At 72.5% G+C, this 19,003-nt stretch carries 13 protein-coding genes; 7 read left to right on the top strand and 6 right to left on the bottom strand.

The genetic code is table 11. The annotated features are described in order from the left end of the window. Positions 1-2: 2 nt before the first annotated feature. Positions 3-1,823 (bottom strand): aspartate--tRNA ligase, encoded by a 1,821-nt coding sequence (gene aspS, locus ACFYW1_RS08075; protein ID WP_388988787.1) that lies wholly within the window; start codon positions 1,821-1,823, stop codon positions 3-5. 242 nt (positions 1,824-2,065) lie between these two features. Here aspS and ACFYW1_RS08070 point away from each other — a divergent pair, with 242 nt between their 5' ends. Continuing rightward, the gene (locus ACFYW1_RS08070; RefSeq protein ID WP_388988784.1) at positions 2,066-4,189 is read left to right on the top strand and encodes a SpoIIE family protein phosphatase; all 2,124 of its coding nucleotides are present in this window, start codon (positions 2,066-2,068) and stop codon (positions 4,187-4,189) included. Between the two features lie 30 nt (positions 4,190-4,219). On the opposite strand, the gene ACFYW1_RS08065 is transcribed toward ACFYW1_RS08070, so the two are convergent. The 3 genes from ACFYW1_RS08065 to ACFYW1_RS08055 form a co-directional block, all read right to left on the bottom strand. After that, complete coding sequence (locus ACFYW1_RS08065; protein WP_388988781.1) at positions 4,220-5,344, bottom strand: AI-2E family transporter; 1,125 nt, start codon at positions 5,342-5,344, stop codon at positions 4,220-4,222. 165 nt (positions 5,345-5,509) lie between these two features. Beyond that, entirely contained in the window at positions 5,510-6,466 is a 957-nt protein-coding gene (locus ACFYW1_RS08060) for a pirin family protein (protein ID WP_388988779.1), read from the bottom strand. 162 nt (positions 6,467-6,628) lie between these two features. Next, positions 6,629-7,069, bottom strand: a complete 441-nt coding sequence (locus ACFYW1_RS08055; RefSeq protein WP_148836880.1) for an SseB family protein — start codon at positions 7,067-7,069, stop codon at positions 6,629-6,631. Between the two features lie 172 nt (positions 7,070-7,241). On the opposite strand from ACFYW1_RS08055, the gene ACFYW1_RS08050 reads away from it, so the two are divergent. The 5 genes from ACFYW1_RS08050 to ACFYW1_RS08030 all read left to right on the top strand — a co-directional run bounded on the left by ACFYW1_RS08050 (position 7,242) and on the right by ACFYW1_RS08030 (position 15,166). After that, positions 7,242-9,068, top strand: coding sequence for an acyl-CoA dehydrogenase (locus ACFYW1_RS08050; protein WP_388988774.1), 1,827 nt, complete (start codon positions 7,242-7,244; stop codon positions 9,066-9,068). Between the two features lie 106 nt (positions 9,069-9,174). Further along, the gene (locus ACFYW1_RS08045) at positions 9,175-9,798 is read left to right on the top strand and encodes a Uma2 family endonuclease (protein WP_388988771.1); all 624 of its coding nucleotides are present in this window, start codon (positions 9,175-9,177) and stop codon (positions 9,796-9,798) included. Positions 9,799-9,928: 130 nt separating this feature from the next. Beyond that, on the top strand, positions 9,929-10,552 hold the full coding sequence (locus tag ACFYW1_RS08040; RefSeq protein ID WP_388988767.1) for a hypothetical protein: 624 nt from the start codon (positions 9,929-9,931) through the stop codon (positions 10,550-10,552). 105 nt (positions 10,553-10,657) lie between these two features. After that, positions 10,658-11,956, top strand: coding sequence for a M18 family aminopeptidase (locus ACFYW1_RS08035; protein ID WP_388988764.1), 1,299 nt, complete (start codon positions 10,658-10,660; stop codon positions 11,954-11,956). Positions 11,957-12,199: 243 nt separating this feature from the next. Next, complete coding sequence (locus ACFYW1_RS08030; protein WP_388988761.1) at positions 12,200-15,166, top strand: BTAD domain-containing putative transcriptional regulator; 2,967 nt, start codon at positions 12,200-12,202, stop codon at positions 15,164-15,166. A gap of 474 nt (positions 15,167-15,640) precedes the next feature. On the opposite strand, the gene ACFYW1_RS08025 is transcribed toward ACFYW1_RS08030, so the two are convergent. After that, the gene (locus ACFYW1_RS08025) at positions 15,641-17,473 is read right to left on the bottom strand and encodes an NHL domain-containing thioredoxin family protein (RefSeq protein ID WP_388988758.1); all 1,833 of its coding nucleotides are present in this window, start codon (positions 17,471-17,473) and stop codon (positions 15,641-15,643) included. Between the two features lie 82 nt (positions 17,474-17,555). On the opposite strand from ACFYW1_RS08025, the gene ACFYW1_RS08020 reads away from it, so the two are divergent. After that, positions 17,556-18,047: an LURP-one-related/scramblase family protein gene (locus ACFYW1_RS08020; RefSeq protein ID WP_388988755.1), complete on the top strand. Its 492-nt coding sequence runs from the start codon at positions 17,556-17,558 to the stop codon at positions 18,045-18,047. Positions 18,048-18,160: 113 nt separating this feature from the next. Here ACFYW1_RS08020 and ACFYW1_RS08015 read toward each other — a convergent pair whose 3' ends face one another. Continuing rightward, the gene (locus ACFYW1_RS08015; RefSeq protein WP_388988752.1) at positions 18,161-18,940 is read right to left on the bottom strand and encodes a carbon-nitrogen family hydrolase; all 780 of its coding nucleotides are present in this window, start codon (positions 18,938-18,940) and stop codon (positions 18,161-18,163) included. Between the last annotated feature and the right edge of the window lie 63 nt (positions 18,941-19,003).

Raw genomic sequence — 19,003 nt, 5'->3', positions numbered from 1 at the left:
GCTTACTTCGCGCCGGTGTCCCGTGCCACGGAGTCCTTGGGGTCGGCCTTGTCCTTCGCCGTCGCGGCGACCGGCTTGCGGAGCTGGATGTTCAGCTCGCGCAGGCGGGACTCGTCCAGCTCCGTCGGGGCACCCATCATCAGGTCCTGGGCGTTGCCGTTGAGCGGGAAGGCGATCGTCTCGCGGATGTTGGGCTCGTCGGCCAGCAGCATCACGATGCGGTCGACGCCCGGGGCGATGCCGCCGTGCGGCGGGGCACCGAGGCGGAAGGCGCGGAGCATGCCCGCGAACTCCTGCTCGACGGTCTCGCGGTCGTAACCGGCGATCTCGAACGCCTTGAGCATGACCTCGGGCTCGTGGTTCCGGATGGCGCCGGAGGACAGCTCGATGCCGTTGCAGACGATGTCGTACTGCCAGGCGAGGATGTCCAGCGGGTCCTTCTCCTCCAGGTCCTTCATGCCGCCCTGCGGCATCGAGAAGGGGTTGTGGGAGAAGTCGATCTTGCCGGTGTCCTCGTCCTTCTCGTACATCGGGAAGTCGACGATCCAGCAGAACCGGAAGACGTCCTCCTCGAAGTGGCCGGCGCGCTTGGCGGCCTCGACCCGGACGACGGACATGATCTTGGAGACCTCGTCGAACTCGCCCGCGCCGAAGAACACGGCGTGACCGGGGACGAGGGAGAGCCGCTCGGTGAGGGTCTTGACGTCGGTCTCGGTGAGGAACTTGGCGATCGGACCGGCCAGCGTGCCGTCCTCACCGACGCGGACCCAGGCCAGCCCCTTGGCGCCGTGCTGAACGGCGTAGTCGCCGAGGCCGTCGAAGAACTTGCGGGACTGCCCGGCGGTGTCCGGGACCGGCAGGGCGCGGACGTGCTTGCCGGCGAACGCCTTGAACTCCGAGTCGGCGAAGACGTCGGAGATGTCGACCAGCTCCAGCTTGGCGCGCAGGTCGGGCTTGTCGTTGCCGTACTTCAGCATCGACTCGCGGAACGGGATGCGCGGGAACGGCGAGGTGACGTGACGGCCGTTGCCGAACTCCTCGAAGAGCTCGGTCATCAGCTTCTCGATCGGCTGGAAGACGTCCTCCTGCTCCACGAACGACATCTCGACGTCGAGCTGGTAGAACTCGCCGGGCGAACGGTCCGCGCGGGCGTCCTCGTCGCGGAAGCACGGCGCGATCTGGAAGTAGCGGTCGAAGCCGGAGATCATCAGCAGCTGCTTGAACTGCTGCGGGGCCTGCGGCAGGGCGTAGAACTTGCCCGGGTTCAGCCGGGACGGGACGACGAAGTCACGGGCGCCCTCGGGAGAGGTCGCGGTGAGGATCGGGGTCGCCATCTCGTTGAAGCCGAGGGCCACCATCTTGGAGCGGATGGCGGCGATGACGGCCGAGCGCAGCATGATGTTGCGGTGCATGCGCTCGCGGCGCAGGTCGAGGAAGCGGTACTCCAGGCGCCGCTCCTCGTTGACCCCGTCCTCGGTGTTGATCGTGAAGGGCAGCGGGGCGGCCTCGCCCAGCACCTCGACCTCGGTGACCTCGATCTCGATCTCACCGGTCGGGAGCTCGGGGTTGACGTTGTCGGCGCCGCGCGCGGAGACCTTGCCGTCGATCCGTACGACGGTCTCCTTGGTGAGCTTCGCCAGCGCCTCGTTGCCGGGGGTGCCGGGGCGGGCCACGAGCTGCACCAGACCGTAGTGGTCGCGCAGATCGATGAAGAGGATGCCGCCCAGGTCTCGGCGATTGTGCAGCCAGCCGCTCAGCCGGACGTCGGTGCCGACGTCAGAGGCGCGGAGCTCGCCGCAGGTGTGGGACCTGTACCGATGCATCGTCGTTCATCCAGTCTTCGCGATTCGGGGTGGATTCAGCCTCCCCAGGCTACCGCCCGCACCCGCACCGATTCATTGACATTGACATGGCCAAGATCATCCGGCGCGGCACGGGCCGCCCCGGAGGCGGTGCGGACCGGCCCCGGACGGCCCCCGCGACCGTCCCCCGCGCTCCTCCGCGACCGCCCCCGGGCGGCCGCCCTCGGTGGCGTCCGCGGAGCAGACCTTCTTAAAGTGGGGCAATGCGCACCGAGGACGTCCTGGCCGCGACGGGGACCGGCCTGTGGCGCTGGGACAGCGGAGCCGGGACCGTCACGCTCGACGCGGAGGCCGCCCGGCTGCTCGACATGCCCTCGGCCGCCGGTGTCTTCCGCGAGTCCGCGGTGCGTTCCCGCTTCCATCCCGTGGACTGGAACGAGATCCACGGCCTGGTGGGCCTCGCGTTCGCGGAGGGCACCCTCGCCGAGGCCCGGCTGCGGATCGTGGACGACCGGGGCAGGGTGCTGCGCACCGTGCGCAGCCGTTCCCGGCCCCTTCTGCCCGAGGAGGTGGACGGCACGCACTACGTGCTGGTCGGCACCCTCCAGGAGGTCACCGAACCGCAGCCCGGCGTCACCGGGGTGCCCACACCCGTCACCGGCGACTGGCGCCGCTCCCGCGAGGCGTTCCTGCTGGACGCGGGCCGGGCGCTGGCCGAGGCCCGGTCCACCGCGGAGGTGCTGCGGGTGGCCTCCTCGCTCTCCATGCCCGGGTTCTCGCCGGACGGCCTGGCGGTCTTCGGCGTCGCGGGCGACCGGCTGACGATCATCGGGCACCACGGACACAGCTCGGGCGACGAGGCCCCGTTCAACGACATGCCGCTGGAGACGGACTACCCGGCCGCCGAGGTCGTACGGACGGGGCGGGCGATCTATCTGCCCTCGCCGGAGAAGTACCGCCACCGCTACCCGGCCACCTGGCCGCTCGCCGACCGGTTCGGACGCCGGTCCTGGGCCTTCCTGCCGCTGATCGTGGCGGGTCGCACCATGGGCGCCTGGATGGCGGGGTTCCGGCACCCGGTGTCGTTCTCGCCGGACGAGCGGTCCGTGCTGACGACCGTGGCCCGGATGCTCGCGCAGGCGCTGGCCCGCGCCGGGGTCGCCGAGACCGAGCGGGAGCTGTCGCTGGGGCTCCAGCGCTCGATGATGCCCTCCCTCGGTCCGGAGATCCCGGGCATGACGGTCGCCGCCCGCTACATCCCGACCGGCGGCGGGCTCCGGGTCGGCGGCGACTGGTACGACATGATCCCGCTGCCGAACGGCCGTATCGCCCTGGTCATCGGTGACGTCCAGGGCCACGACGTGCGGGCCGCCGGGCTGATGGGGCAGCTGCGGATCGCCCTGCGCGCGTACGCCGCCGAGGGGCACCGGCCGGACGCGGTGCTCTCCCGGGCCTCGCGCTTCCTCTCCGGGCTCACCGACGCGTACGAGGACGGGGAGTCGATCGGGCCGCGCTTCGCGACCTGCCTGTACGCGGAGGTCGACCCGGAGACCGGCACGCTGGACATCGCCCGGGCGGGCCACCCCGATCCCGTGGTGACGACCGCCGACGGAACCGCGCTGATCCGCCAGACCGAGGGCGGGCTGCCGCTCGGCGTCGAGGCGGACGCCGACTACCCGACGAGCCGGCTCACCCTGGAACCCGGGGAGACGATCATGCTCTGCACGGACGGGCTGATCGAGACCGGCGGCCACGACATGTTCTCCGGCTGGCTGCGGCTGCGGCCGATCATGGAGCGGAACACGGCCGACCTGGAGAAGCTCGCCGACGCCCTCCTCCAGGTGGTGCACGGACCGGCGGCGCGCTACCTGACGGGCCCGCTGGCGGACCGCCGGGAGGACGACATCGCGTTGCTGCTGCTGCGGCGCGACGAGGGGGCGGCCCGGCAGACGGCGCCCCGGCGCACCGCGCTGACCATCGCGCAGGCCGAGCCGGAGCAGGTCGCGGCGGCCCGCCGGCAGCTGCGGGAGCTGCTGCACGACTGGGCGGACCCGGAGCAGGTCGACGCCGCGGTGCTGATGATCTCCGAGATGGCCACCAACGTCCTCGTCCACACGGACGGGGACGCGCGGATGGTCGCGCAGGCCACCGGGGAGCACGGCGAGCGGCGGCTGCGGGTGGAGGTGGCCGACGGCAGCGACGAACTGCCGCACAAACGGCGGCCCGGAGAGATGGCCTCCAGCGGCCGGGGACTGGTCCTGATGGAGATGCTCGCCGACGCCTGGGGGGTCGATCCCCGGGGCGCGGGGAAGTCGATCTGGTTCGAGCTGTACGAGTCGGAGCCGAAGGGGGAAGCGGACTCCGTACCCTCCGCGCCCGAGGACTGAGCCGGTCCCGGGGCCCCGAAAGGCCCCGCCTCAGCCGGCGGACGGACCGGGGGCCCCGCCCCCGGAGGTCCCGTCCCCCGCAGGCCCGTCCTCGCCCGGAGCGCCCGATGGCGGCCCCGGACGGCCACCGCGCAGTTCGCCGATGACGCCGAAGACCGCCGCGCAGAGCGGGACCGCGAGCAGCATGCCCAGCAGCCCGGCCACACTGGCCCCCGCGGTGATCGCGATCATGACCATGGCGGGGTGCATCTGGACCGTACGGCTCTGGATCACCGGCTGCAGGACGTGCCCCTCCAGCACCTGCACGGCGAGCACCACCCCCAGCGCCCAGAGCGCGATCACCAGCCCCCGGTCGGCGAGCGCGACCAGGACCGCGACGGCGCCGGAGATGAAGGCCCCCAGGTAGGGGATGTAGGCGCCGACGAAGACCAGTGCCCCCAGTCCCACCGCGCCGGGCACCCGCAGGATCAGCAGGCCGACGGTGATGCACACGGCGTCGATCAGCGCGATGAACGTGGTGCCGCGCATGAAGCCCTCGACGGCCTCGAAGGCCCGCCGCCCCATGGCCTCGATCAGGTCCCCGGTGCCGCGCGGCGCGATCGCGTGGGCGAGGCTCGCGGCCCGGTCGGAGTCGCGCAGGAAGAAGAAGGTCAGCAGGAGGGCGAGGACACCGGTGGCGACGAGCGAGCCGACCAGGCTGAGCCCGGAGAGGATTCCGCCGGCCGCGCTCGCGCCGAACTTCTCGATGATCTTCCGGGCGTTGGCCACGAGGCCGTTCGCGTCGGTGGCCCCGCCGATGCCGAAGTGGTCGATGATCCACTGACCGGCGTCCTTCAGCGACCGGACGATCTGGTCGCCGGTGTCCACGAGCGCGGTGACGACGATGTACCCGGCGCCGCCGACCACCGCGACGAGCAGGACGCAGGTGAGGCCCGCCGACAGCGAGCGCTTCAGACCGGCGGCGGTCAGCCGGCGGTCGACCGGGCCGAGCAGCGCCGTGCCGAGCAGCGCGAGCAGCACCGGGGTGACCGCCGTCTTGAGGACGATGCACAGCCAGATGACGACTGCGGCGACCCCGGTGACGAGCAGCGCGACGACGCACCAGGCGGCCGTGCGCCGCGCCGCGTCGGGCAGCAGGGGTTTGTCGGTCTGCACCCTCCCACCCGACCACGGCGCGGGGGGCGTGTCCCGCCTGCGGAGCCGTACGGGTGACGGGTCGTCACACGCCGGTGCCGGGCGCCCCCGTCGAGGGCGCCCGGCACCGCGGGCCGCGGGCCGGACCCGTCACCCGGGCCCGTGACCCGTCACGGACCGTGGACGTCACATGCCGTGGACGGCGGGCACCGTGCCGAGGCGGCCGGCCTGGAAGTCCTCGAACGCCTGCTTGAGCTCGGCCTGGCTGTTCATCACGAACGGCCCGTAGTGCGCCATCGGCTCGCGGATCGGGCGGCCGCCGAGCAGCACGACCTCCAGGTCCGGGGTGTTGCCGTCCTGCTTCTCGTCCGCGCGGACGGTCAGCGAGGAACCGGCACCGAAGACCGCCGTCTGCCCCATGTGCACGGGGCGGCGCTCCGCACCGACGCTGCCGCGGCCCGCCATCACGTACGCGAGGCCGTTGAAGTCCTCGCGCCACGGCAGGGTCACCTCGGCGCCGGGGCGCACGGTGGCGTGGATCATCGTGATCGGGGTGTGCGTGATGCCGGGGCCCTCGTGCCCGTCGAGCTCACCGGCGATGACGCGGAGCAGCGCGCCGCCGTCCGGGGAGGCGAGGAGCTGGACCTGGCCGCCGCGGATGTCCTGGTAGCGGGGGGCCATCATCTTGTCGGCCCGGGGCAGGTTCACCCAGAGCTGGAGGCCGTGGAAGAGGCCGCCCGACATCACGAGGGACTCCGGCGGAGCCTCGATGTGCAGGAGGCCGGAGCCGGCGGTCATCCACTGGGTGTCGCCGTTGCGGATGGTGCCGCCGCCGCCGTTGGAGTCCTGGTGGACGAAGGTCCCGTCGATCAGGTACGTGACGGTCTCGAAGCCGCGGTGCGGGTGCCAGGGCGTTCCCTTCGGCTCGCCCGCCGCGTACTCCACCTCGCCCATCTGGTCCATCATGATGAACGGGTCGAGGTGCTTGTAGTTGATCCCGGCGAACGCACGGCGAACCGGGAAGCCCTCGCCCTCGAACCCGCTCGGCGCCGTGGTGACGGCGAGCACGGGACGGGCCGTGGCGTCGCCCGGGGCGGCGACCTTGGGCAGGGTCAACGGGTTTTCGACAGTCACTGCGGGCATGGGAGCCACCTCCGGCTTGGTCTTCCCCCAATTTAGTTGAATGGTGAACATCCTGCAAGGCCCCCGTCATTCCCGCCCACGACGAGAGGGGCCCGCACCGATCGGTGCGGGCCCCTCTTCCAACGATTCCGGCCGCGCGCACGGCCGCGGACGCGCGACGCGTCAGCCGTACATGCGGCGCATCGCGAAGTCCACCATCTGCTCCACGGCCTTCGCGTCGAAGACCATGCGGTGCTCGCCCTCCATGTCGAGGACGAAGCCGTAGCCGGTCGGCAGCAGGTCGATCACCTCGGCGCCGGTGATCACGAAGTACTTGGACTCCTTGCCCGCGTACCGCCGCAGTTCCTTGAGCGTGGTGAACATCGGGATCACCGGCTGCTGGGTGTTGTGCAGCGCCAGGAACCCGGGATTGTCACCGCGCGGGCAGTAGACCTTCGACGTCGCGAAGATCTGCTGGAAGTCCTCGGCGGACAGCGAGCCGGTCGTGAAGGCACGCACCGCGTCCCCCAGGGACGGCGGCGAGGGCTCCGGATACAGCGGCTGCTCGCCGTAGCCGCCACCCATCTGCTGCTGTGCGCCCGGGTTCTGGTCGTAGCCGTACATGCCGCAAAGAGTAATCGGACACATCGGGGCCTTGAGGGGTTGCGTCTTATTACTGACGGGTAGCATCATCGGAGAGGTCAGCTGATATACGCACGCCGGCTCGTCGCCCGTCCGGCCCGCACCCCGAACCCCGGGGCGCCGCGCGCCACCGCTATTGATTACGGAGCCTTCCATGGGGCACTACAAGTCGAATCTCCGCGACATCGAGTTCAACCTCTTCGAGGTCCTCGGTCGCGACAAGACGTACGGCACCGGTCCGTTCGCCGAGATGGACGTCGAGACGGCGAAGAGCATCCTCGACGAGGTCACCCGCCTCGCGGAGAACGAGCTGGCCGATTCCTTCGCCGATGCCGACCGCAACCCGCCGGTCTTCGACCCGGAGACCAACACCGCGCCGGTCCCGGCGGCCTTCAAGAAGTCGTACAAGGCGTTCATGGACTCCGAGTACTGGCGTCTGGGCCTGCCCGAGGAGATCGGCGGCACCACCTCGCCGCGCTCCCTGATCTGGGGCTACGCGGAGCTGCTGCTCGGCGCCAACCCGGCCATCTGGATGTACTGCTCCGGCCCGGCGTTCGCCGGCATCCTCTTCGAGGAGGGCAACGAGGCGCAGAAGAAGATCGCCGAGATCGCCGTCGAGAAGCAGTGGGGCTCGACGATGGTGCTGACCGAGCCGGACGCCGGTTCCGACGTCGGCGCGGGCCGCACGAAGGCCGTCGAGCAGGCGGACGGCTCCTGGCACATCGAGGGCGTGAAGCGCTTCATCACCTCGGGCGAGCACGACATGTCCGAGAACATCCTCCACTACGTGCTGGCCCGCCCCGAGGGCGCCGGCCCCGGCACGAAGGGCCTCTCGCTCTTCCTGGTCCCGAAGTTCGAGTTCGACTGGACCACCGGCGAACTGGGCGAGCGCAACGGCGTGTACGCGACCAACGTCGAGCACAAGATGGGCCTCAAGGCGTCCAACACGTGCGAGATGACCTTCGGCGACAAGCACCCCGCCAAGGGCTGGCTGATCGGCGACAAGCACGACGGCATCCGCCAGATGTTCCGCATCATCGAGTTCGCCCGCATGATGGTCGGCACGAAGGCGATCGCGACCCTGTCGACCGGCTACCTGAACGCGCTGGAGTACGCCAAGGAGCGCGTCCAGGGCACGGACCTGTCGCAGTTCATGGACAAGACCGCCCCCAAGGTCACCATCACGCACCACCCCGACGTGCGCCGCTCCCTCATGACGCAGAAGGCGTACGCGGAGGGCATGCGCTCCCTCGTGCTGTACACCGCCACCGTCCAGGACGCGATCCAGGAGAAGGAGGCCGCGGGCGAGGACGCGAAGGCCCTGCACGGCCTCAACGACCTGCTGCTCCCGATCGTGAAGGGCTACGGCTCCGAGAAGTCGTACGAGCAGCTGGCGCAGTCGCTCCAGACCTTCGGCGGCTCCGGGTACCTCCAGGAGTACCCGATCGAGCAGTACATCCGTGACGCCAAGATCGACACGCTGTACGAGGGCACGACCGCGATCCAGGGCCAGGACTTCTTCTTCCGGAAGATCGTCCGCGACCAGGGCGCCTCGCTGAACGCCCTCGCCGAGGAGATCAAGAAGTTCCTCGCCGGCGCCCAGGGCAACGAGGAGCTGGCCGGTGCGCTGGACTCGCTCGCCAAGGCGGCCGTCGACCTGGAGGCGATCGTCGGCACGATGATCACCGACCTCACCGCGACCGGCGAGGACGTCAAGAACATCTACAAGGTGGGCCTCAACACCACCCGCCTGCTGATGGCCTCCGGCGATGTCGTCGTCGGTTACCTGCTGCTCAAGGGTGCCGCCGTCGCGGCCGAGAAGCTGCCGACCGCGACCGGCAAGGACGTCGCGTTCTACCAGGGCAAGATCGCCGCCGCGAAGTTCTTCGCCGCGAACGTCCTGCCGGGCGTCTCGGCCGAGCGCGCGCTCGCCGAGGCCGTCGACAACTCGCTGATGGAGCTGGACGAGGCCGCCTTCTAGTCCCCGTTCAAGATCGTCAACACGCACCGCCACCCGAACACGCTTTCGGGTGGCGGTGCTGTCGTATCAGCTGGGTACGCTGACGGCAGGGCTCAGAATCCCGTCCATGGGAGGAACCATGACCGCCGAGGCACTGCCCGAAGCGTCGCAGTCGCGGCGCGACGATTCCAAGTGGCCGGTCCCACCGCCGGACGGCTACACCGTGGACGAATTCTTCACGCTCGACCTCCCGCCGCACGCAGAGCTGATCGACGGGAGTCTGGTTTTCGTGAGTCCGCAGCGAGAATTCCACACGCTGGTGATGGACCTGCTGGTCAACGGTCTTCGTGTGCACGTCCCGGAGCATCTGCGCGTCCGCCGGGAGATGGCGGTTGTTCTCGGCAAGAGGAACGCGCCTGAACCGGACATCGTCGTGGTCAGGGCCGAAGGCGTCACGGACCGCCGCCAGACCCGCTACGAGGCCGCCGACGTCCTGCTCGCCGTCGAGGTGGTCTCCCCCGACTCCGAGGACCGCGACCGCGACACCAAGCCCCACAAGTACGCGGCGGCGGGCATCCCGCACTTCTGGCGGGTCGAGATGGACGGCGAGCACGACCGGCCCGTGGTGTGGACGTACGAGTGCGACGCGGTGAGCGGGACGTACGCCCCGACCGGGGTCCACCGCGACCGGCTGAAGCTCTCCGTCCCGTACGACATCGACATCGACCTGACCGCCATCGACCGGCTGTAGCCCTGGTGCGGCCCCGCCGCACCGGCCCTCTCTAGTATCGGACGTCCAGCAGCCGGAGGGGGCGGGTTCACTCGTGGGTGGCAAGGGTTTCGCGAACATACGGGGTGCACGGGGGAGCCGGGGGCTCCTGGTGGCCGGGGCGGCGCTGCTGCTGCTCGCGGGCTGCGGAGGCGGCGACGGCGGGGCGGCGGCGCTCGACCGGAAGCAGGTCGCCTCCGTGCTGCCGGACGCGAAGGCCGTACCGGGCTGGCGGATGTACGTGAAGCCCGACGCCCAGAAGCCGGTGGCCGGGTTCCCTCCCTCGGTGTGCATGGCCGCCACGAAGAAGAAGCGGAAGACGGCCTGCGACACCGTCACGTCCTGGGGCGCCTCGGCCTTCGTGCGGCAGCCGGACGTGACCACGCTGAACTTCTGGGTCCTCGCCTACAAGGACGAGGAGACCGCGGACGCCGCCTACGACGTCCTGATCGAGTGGTACGGCGGGGACCGGGTCGGCCGGGGCGCCCGGAAGGTGGACCTGGGCGACATCGGCGACGACCGGGAGGCCAACCGCGCCGCCGTCGGCACCATGGGCGGACCGGCCACGATCGCGCAGGTCCGGGTCGGGACGACCGTCCTGGGCATCAGCACCGGCACCCAGGGGAGGACGGCCGTCCCCGACGAGCAGGTCGAGGCGTTCGCCGCCGTGATCGCCGAGCGGGCGAAGCAGGCACAGAGCGGCGAGAAGCCCTCCGCGAAGGTCTCCGGGAACTGACCGGGCGTCGGCCGGACACAGGGCGGGTACGGGCCGGGCACGGGCCGGACACCCTGCCGGGACGACGGTGAGGCGCGCCGGTCCGGCCTCGTTACAGTGAGGAACATGAGTTCCTCCCTCCGCTTCGACCGCGGCCACACCGACGATCTGCAGGCCTTCCTGATGGCCTCCCCCTCCCCGTACCACGCCGTGGCCACCGCGGCCGAGCGTCTGGAGAAGGCCGGATTCCGGCAGGTGGAGGAGACCGCCGCCTGGGACGGCAGCACCGGGGGGAAGTACGTCCTGCGCGGCGGCGCGATCGTGGCCTGGTACGTACCGGAGGGCGCGGGGGCGCACACCCCGTTCCGGATCATCGGGGCGCACACCGACTCGCCGAACCTGCGGGTCAAGCCGCTGCCCGACACCGGGGCGCACGGCTGGCGGCAGGTCGCCGTGGAGATCTACGGCGGAACGCTGCTCAACACCTGGCTCGACCGGGACCTCGGCCTCGCCGGCCGGATCTCGCTGCGGGACGGCACCCACCGGCTGGTGAACATCGACCGGCCGCTGCTGCGCGTGCCGCAGCTGGCCGTGCACCTGGACCGGTCGGCCAACTCCGAAGGGCTGAAGCTGGACCGGCAGAAGCACATGCAGCCGATCTGGGGGCTGGGCGAGGTCTCGGAGGGCGACCTGATCCGGTTCGTCGCCGAGGAGGCGGGCGTCGACGCCGAGGACGTGACCGGCTGGGACCTGATGCCGCACGCCGTCGAGCCCCCCGCCTACCTGGGCCGGGACCGTGAGCTGCTGGCCGGGCCCAGGATGGACAACCTGCTCTCGGTGCACGCGGCGACCGCCGCGCTCGCCGCCGTCGCCGGGCAGCCGGACGACGAGCTCCCGTACATCCCGGTCATGGCCGCCTTCGACCACGAGGAGAACGGCTCGCAGTCCGACACCGGCGCCGACGGCCCGCTGCTCGGCACGGTCCTGGAGCGCTCCGTCTTCGCGCGCGGCGGCGGTTACGAGGACCGGGCGCGGGCCTTCGCCGGGACCGTCTGCCTCTCCTCCGACACCGGTCACGCGGTCCACCCCAACTACGCCGAGCGCCACGACCCGACCCACCACCCGGTGGTCAACGGCGGACCGATCCTCAAGGTCAACGTCAACATGCGGTACGCGACCGACGGCAGCGGCCGGGCCGTGTTCGCGGAGGCGTGCCGCAAGGCGGACGTGCCGTGGCAGACGTTCGTCTCCAACAACTCGATGCCGTGCGGCACCACGATCGGCCCGATCACCGCCGCCCGGCACGGCATCCAGACGGTGGACATCGGTGTCGCGATCCTCTCCATGCACAGCGCCCGTGAGCTGTGCGGCTCGGACGACCCGTACCTGCTGGCCAACGCGATGACGGCGTTCCTGCGGGGCTGACCCCCGCCCGCCGGTGCCCCCCGGCCCCGCCGCCCGGCCCGTCGGCGCCGGGCGGCGGGCGGGGTCCGTCGGCGCCGGGCGTCCGGCCCGCGCACGAGGGTTACCGAACCTGCCGGAATGTGACATTCCGCTTTCGTGGCGGTAACCGGCGCCACCCGTCGTCGATGCCTCGGGAGCCTCGATATCCTGGGACTTTCCCGCTGCCCGGCCATGGGCGCGTCCGGCCCGGAAGGAAAGCCGCTCGTGGAGTTCCGGCTGCTCGGCACCGTCTCCGTCGACACGTACACCGGGCCCCTGCCGCTCGGCCCCGCCAAGCGCCGCAGCCTGCTCGCCGCGCTGCTGCTGTCCGCGAACACCCCCGTCTCCATAGCGAGACTGACGGACTCCCTGTGGGACGACGAGCCTCCGCTGCACGCCCGCAGCGTCATCCAGGGGCACGTCTCCCGGCTGCGCGCCCTCCTGGTCGGCGCGGACGCGGAGGCGTACGGGGTGGAGCTGGTCACCCTCGGCGACGCGTACGTGCTGCGGCTGCCGGAGACCCTGCTGGACTCGCAGCGGTTCGAGGAGTTGCTGACGCTGGCGCGGGGACAGCGCAACCCCGCCGACGCCGTGCTGATGTTCAAGGAGGCGCTGTCCCTGTGGCAGGGCCCCGCGCTCAGCGGCGCGTTCGCCGGGCCGCCGCTCCAGGCCGCCGCGCACTCCCTGGAGGAGTCGCGGCTGGCCACGGTCGAACAGCTGGCGCGCGCCTACTCGGAGCTGGGGGAGCACAACCGGGCCGCGGCGGTGCTGCGGGCGGAAGCGGTCACGCACCCGATGCGGGAGTCGCTGGCGGCGGGGCTGATGACGGCGCTGTACCGGGCGGGGCGCCAGTCCGAGGCGCTGGACTGGTTCCACCGCACCCGGCGGCTGCTCGCCGACGAGCTGGGCATCGACCCGGGACACGAGCTGGCCGACGCGTACGCGCTGATCCTGCGCGGCGACCCGGGACCGGACGCCGCGCGCAACACCTCCGAGGGCCGGGGCGCGGCGGCGCCCGGACCGGCCCGGACGGACGGCGGCCCCGGCCGGTCCGGCGCCCGTGCCGAGGACGCTGCCGCGACCGGGACCACGAGCGGCCCGGCGGCCACCGCGCAGGCCGCTCCGGACTCCGGGGCCCCAGCGACGGGGACCGATGCCGGTCCGACGGCCCGGCCCCCCGGTCCCGCGAGCGCCGGTACGGGCGGCGACACGGCCGTCGCCCTCGCGCCCGCGGCGGCCCGGCCCCTCCAGCTGCCGCCCCTCGGCGCCACCCCGCACCCCGCCGACCTGCTGCCCCGCGCACCCCGCGGCTTCCAGGGCCGGACCGCCGAGCTGGCCGCGCTGACCCGGGCCGCGGCGGGCGAGGCACCCGTCTGCCTGGTCACCGGACCGGCCGGGGTGGGGAAGACCGCGATGGCCGTGCAGTGGGCGCACCGCAACTCCGCCACCTTCCCGGACGGACGGCTCTTCGCCGATCTGCGCGGGTTCAGCGACACCGGCGAACCCGCGGCCATCGAGGTGCTGCGCGAGTTCCTGCTGGCGCTCGGGGTCGCACCGCGCCGCGTCCCGGAGTCCGTCGCCGCCGCGGCGGCGCTCTTCCGCTCGCTGACCGACGGGCGCCGGCTGCTCGTCGTCCTCGACAACGCCCGCGACTCCGCCGCCGTCCGGCCGCTGCTGCCGGGCGGCAGCGACTGCGTCACCCTGGTCACCAGCCGGAACCGGCTGGAGGGCCTCATCGCCTCGGACGCCGCCCGCCCCGTACCGCTCGACGTCCTCGAACCGCCGGACGGCACCGCCCTGCTGGCCGGGGTGCTCGGCGAGGACCGGGTCCTGGCCGAACCGGTCGCGGCCCGCCGGCTCGCCGAACTCTGCGGGGGACTGCCGCTCGCGCTGCGGGTCACGGCGGCCCGGCTGGCGGGGCGCCCGACCCGGACCCTGGCCGGTCTCGCCGACGAACTGGCCGACGAGCGCAGCCGGCTGACGTACCTCGACGTGGACGACACCGGCGTCTCGGCCGCGCTGCGGCTGACCGTGCAGCAGCTGCCGCAGGACGCCGTGCACCAGCTCGCCCGGCTCGGCCACCACCCGGGCAGCCACTTCGACCCGTACACGGCCGCCGCGCTCGCCGGAACCGACCCGGTCACCGCCGCCGCGGCGCTGGAGCGGCTCGCCACCGCCCACCTCGTCGCCGAGACCGCGCCCGGCCGCTGGGGGCTGCACGACCTGGTGCGCCTCTACGCCCGCGGCATGGACCCCACGAGCGGGCCCGAGGCCCTCATCGGCGTCCTCGACCACTACATCGCCACCGCGCTGGCCGCCGCCGACACGGCCGAACCCGGCGGCGAGCCCTGCTTCGTCCTGCCGGACGACTACCACCGCCCCGCCGCCGTGCGGGACTTCGCCGACCGGGCGACGGCCATGCGCTGGCTGGTCGCCGAGCGCGACGACCTGGCGCTGGCCGCCGTCGCCGCCCGGACCGCCGGATTCCACGACCGGGCGTGGCGGATCATCCTGCTCCAGTGGCCGCAGGTGGTCTGGCGGGTGCGGGACAACTGGTCCCCGCTGCTGGAACTGGCGCTGGACTCCGCCCGCGCCCACGCCGACACGTACGCCGAGTCGCGGGTGCTCAACCTGCTGGGCTGGGTACTGACCGAGGAGGGCCGGACCGCCGAGGCGATGGCCCTGCTGGAGCGCTCGCCCGGCCTCGCCCGGCAGTCCGGCGACCGGCTCGGCGAGGCGACCGCGCTGATCAACCTGGCCGTCGTCCAGGCCGAGCAGGGGGAGCTGGACACCGCGCTGGAGAACTGCGAGCAGGCCGTCGCGCTGGCCCGTGCGGAGAAGGACCCGCACACCGAGATGCTCGCCCTCCAGCACCTGGCCCGGATGCAGCTCACGGCGAACCTGCCGCTGGAAGCCCTGGAGTCCGCCCGGACCGCGCTCGACCTCGGCCCCGAGCACGAGGAGGTCGCCCGCAGGGTGCTGCTGCTGACCACCAGCGGCGAGGCCCACCTGGCGCTCGGCGCGGAGGAGGAGGGCATCCGGCTGCTGGACCGGGCGGCCGGGGAGGCGGAGCGCACCGGTTACGACGGGGGCGCGGTCCGGGCCCTCGAAGCACTGCTGCGGGTGACGGCCCGGCCGGAGTACCGCAAGCGGTACGAGGAGGCCACCCACCGGCTCACCGCCGACGGGTGACACCGTGCGTGCGCGGGGGCCCGCTCCCTCGCGCACGGGCGGGTCCTGCGGCCCCGCGCCCCGCACGCCCGGCCGCGGCCCGTGCGTCGGATGCCGTGCGCCGGGTGCCGTGCGTCGGACCGGGTGCGCCCGGCCCCCGTACATCAGCGGAACGTCAGGATCACGACAGCGGAACGTGAGCGGCGGCGCCCAGAATCGTCGATGCCGACGAGGCGGGGGACGGGTCCGCCGATGCCCGCTCTCCGCCGTCCGTGCCGTACGCGCGGCCGCACGACGGCACGGACGGCCTCGGAACTGTCGGGCCCCGACCCAGCGGGTCCCGACGGAACAGGTCCCGACCGGCAGACCCCGAACTGCCGGTCGGGACCACCGGAGCCGGATCGCACCGGGGGGTGGGATCCGGACGCCCGGGGGGGGGCGGGGTCCGGACCGGCAGGGCCCGAACCCGCCGGTCCGGAGGCCCGGCCCGGTGCCTCAGACCTGTTCCTGTTCGTCCATTCCCGCCAGCACCAGCGGCAGCCGGGGCGCTCCCCCGGCACTCACCCGGACCGGGACGCCCCAGTCCTGCTGGTGGACGTGACAGGCCGGGTACTCGTTGGCCGGGTCGTCGTCGCAGGAGGCCGCCATCGCCGACACGTGCAGCACGCCCTCGGTGGCGCCGTCGGCGAGTACCAGGTCGCGGAACAGGTCGGTGCCGGCCCCCGCGCCCCCGGCCAGCAGCCCGGGCGGGGTCGCCGAGACCAGCAGCCGGGTCGAGGGACCGTACCGGGTGTCCAGCTTCTGTCCGGCGGGGGCCTGGAAGACCACGTCGAGCCGGAGCGTGCCCGGGGCGATCTCGGTGGCCGCGCGCTGGGTGCGGTGCGCCTGTTCGGCGACGCGCACGGCCTCCTCGGGCAGGCGCAGCCGGGTCAGCCGGTGCCGGGCGGACTCGACGACGACGAGGTCGCCGTCGACCAGCACGGCGTCACTGGGCTCGCGCAGGTCCGTGGCCAGGGTGGTGACCTCGTCGCCCGCGGGGTCGTAGCGCCGCAGCGCGTGGTTGTACGTGTCGCAGACCGCCACGGACCCGTCGGGCAGCGCGGTCACCCCCAGCGGGTGCTGGAGCAGGGCCTGTCCGGCGGCGCCGTCGCGGTGCCCGAAGTCGAAGAGCCCGGTGCCGACCGCCGTACGGACGGCGAAGCCGGTGCCGTCGCGCTCGACGTACCGGAGGGCGGACGTCTCCGAGTCGGCGACCCAGAGCCGGGTCCCGTCGGCGGACACGGCGAGCCCGGACGGCTGGGCGAACCACGCCTCGGCGGCCGGTCCGTCGACCAGCCCCTCGTTGGTCGTCCCCGCCTCGACGCGCACCGTCTCCGTCCCGGGGTCGTACGTCCACAGCTGGTGCACGCCCGCCATGGCGATCCACAGCCGGTCCGCGAACCAGGCGACGTCCCAGGGGGAGGAGAGGCCGACCTCACGGGCCGGGCCGGAGACCGGCGAGCCCTGCCACCACTGGCGGCCGGTACCGGCGAGCGTCGTGGTCGTACCGGTGGCGGGATCGAAGGCGCGCAGGGCGTGGTTGACCGTGTCGGCGACCACGATCCGCCCGTCGGGCAGCGCGGCGAGCCCCTGCGGCTCGGAGAACCGGGCCTCCTCGGGCCCGCCGTCGGCGAACCCCCGGTCCCCCGACCCGATGTGCCGGCGCACCGCCTCGCCGTCCGGTTCGAGCTCGACCAGGCGGTGGCGGGTGGTGTCGGAGACGAGGAAACCGCCGTCGGGCAGGAGCAGCGCCTTGCCGGGGAAGCGCAGGTGCGTGGCGACCGGCTCGGGCGCGACGTACGGGCCGTCGCCGCGGCGCAGCGTGCCCTTCGCGCCGTGCTCGGCCTCCAGCTCCTCGACCAGCTTCTCGATGGCGTGCGCATGGCCCTCGCCCGCGTGCTGGGCGACGACGTAGCCCTCGGGGTCGATGACGACGAGCGTCGGCCAGGCCCGTACGGCGTACTGCTTCCAGGTGGTCAGCTCCGGGTCGTCGAGGACCGGGTGGTGCACCCCGTACCGCTCGACGGCGTCCACGACGGCTCGGTGCTCGGCCTCATGGACGAACTTCGGCGAGTGCACACCGATGATCACGACGGTGTCGCGGTGCTTCTCCTCCAGCTCGCGCAGCTCGTCGAGCACATGCAGGCAGTTCACACAGCAGAAGGTCCAGAAGTCCAGGATCACAATGCGTCCTCGCAGGTCGGCGAGGGTGTACTGCTGGTCGCCTGTATTGAGCCAGCCGCCCTTGCCGATCAGCTCGGGGGCCCTGACGCGCGCACGTGTTGCCATGTGGACAGTCAACATCACCGCGGCCCGCGCGCATTCCGGAGGGTCCGGGCCTTCCGGGGGTTCCTGGGGGAACCTGTGGCCCATGAGATTCCTGGTGCGCGAACGGCTCTTCGCCGTCGGTGACGACTACTGGATCGAGGACACGGACGGTCGCAAGGTCTTCCTCGTCGACGGCAAGGCCATGCGGGTGCGGGACACCTTCGAGCTGAAGGACGCCTCGGGCCGGGTCCTGGTCCGGAGCCGGCAGAAGCTGCTCAGCCTGCGCGACACGATGGTCGTCGAGCGCGACGGCGAACAGCTCGCCGAGATCAGGCGCAAGCGGCTGTCGCTGCTGCGCAACCACTACCGGGTCACGCTGGTGGACGGCACCGTGCTCGACGTCAGCGGCAGGATCCTGGACCGCGAGTTCGCCATCGAGTACGACGGGGAGCTGCTGGCCCAGATCTCCCGGCGGTGGCTGACCGTCCGGGACACCTACGGCATCGACATCGTGCGCGAGGACGCGGACGCGGCGCTCCTGCTCACCGTGGCGATCTGCGTCATCGTCCTCGCGGACAAGGAACGCGACGGCTGAATCCGGCCGATCCTGCGCCGCCCGACCGATCTCGCAGTGACCGCTTCGCGGTGACCGGCCGGTTCGCGGTGACCGGGCCCGGCCGTTTCACGTGAAACGGCCGGGAGGCCGGGTCAGCGGCCCAGGCGGCGGTCCTTGAGGGCCGGGAACTGTTCACGGGTCTCCGCCACCATTCCCGGGTCGAACTCCACGTCGAGCACTTCCTCGTCCGCGCCCGCCTCCGCGAGCACCTCGCCCCAGGGGTCGACGACGAGGCTGTGCCCGGCCTGCTCGACACCGGCATGGGTGCCCGCGCAGCCGACGGCCAGGACGTACGACTGGTTCTCCACCGCGCGGGCGCGGGCCAGCAGCGTCCAGTGGGCGCGACGGCGCTCGGGCCAGCCCGCCGCGACCACCAGCGTCTGGGCGCCCGCGTCCACCAGCCCCCGGAACAGCTCGGGAAAGCGCAGGTCGTAGCAGGTGGCGAGGCCGAGCGTGGTCTGCGGCAGGGCGACCGTGACCAGCTCGTCCCCGGCGCCCATCATGACCGCCTCGCCCTTGTCGAAGCCGAAGCGGTGCACCTTGCGGTACGCGGCGGCCAGCTCGCCCTCGGGGGTGAGGACGAGCGAGGTGTTGTAGAGGGTGCCGTCGGCGGCCCGCTCGACGACGGAGCCCGCGTGCAGCCAGACCCCGGCGTCGGCCGCGGCCTTCGCCATGATGTCGTGGGTGGGGCCCCGGAGCGGTTCGGCCTCCTTCTCGAACTCGGCGTACGAGAAGGCACCGACCGGCCAGAGCTCGGGAAGGACCACCAGGTCCGCGCCGCGGCGGGAGGCGACCAGCGAAGCCGCGCGCCGCCTGCGGGAGTCGACGGATTCGTCCGGGTCTACTGCGATCTGGATGAGGGAGGCGCGCACACTACCACCGTCCTGGCGTTCAAGCCGTCAACACGGCCTACGATCGTCACACGAAAGCACTGC

Origin of the sequence: Streptomyces sp. NPDC002669, from assembly GCF_042889165.1 — a bacterium.
Lineage (GTDB): Bacteria > Actinomycetota > Actinomycetes > Streptomycetales > Streptomycetaceae > Streptomyces.
The sequence above is the reverse complement of the archived record's forward strand: the minus strand, read 5'-3'. Positions and strand labels throughout refer to the sequence as shown.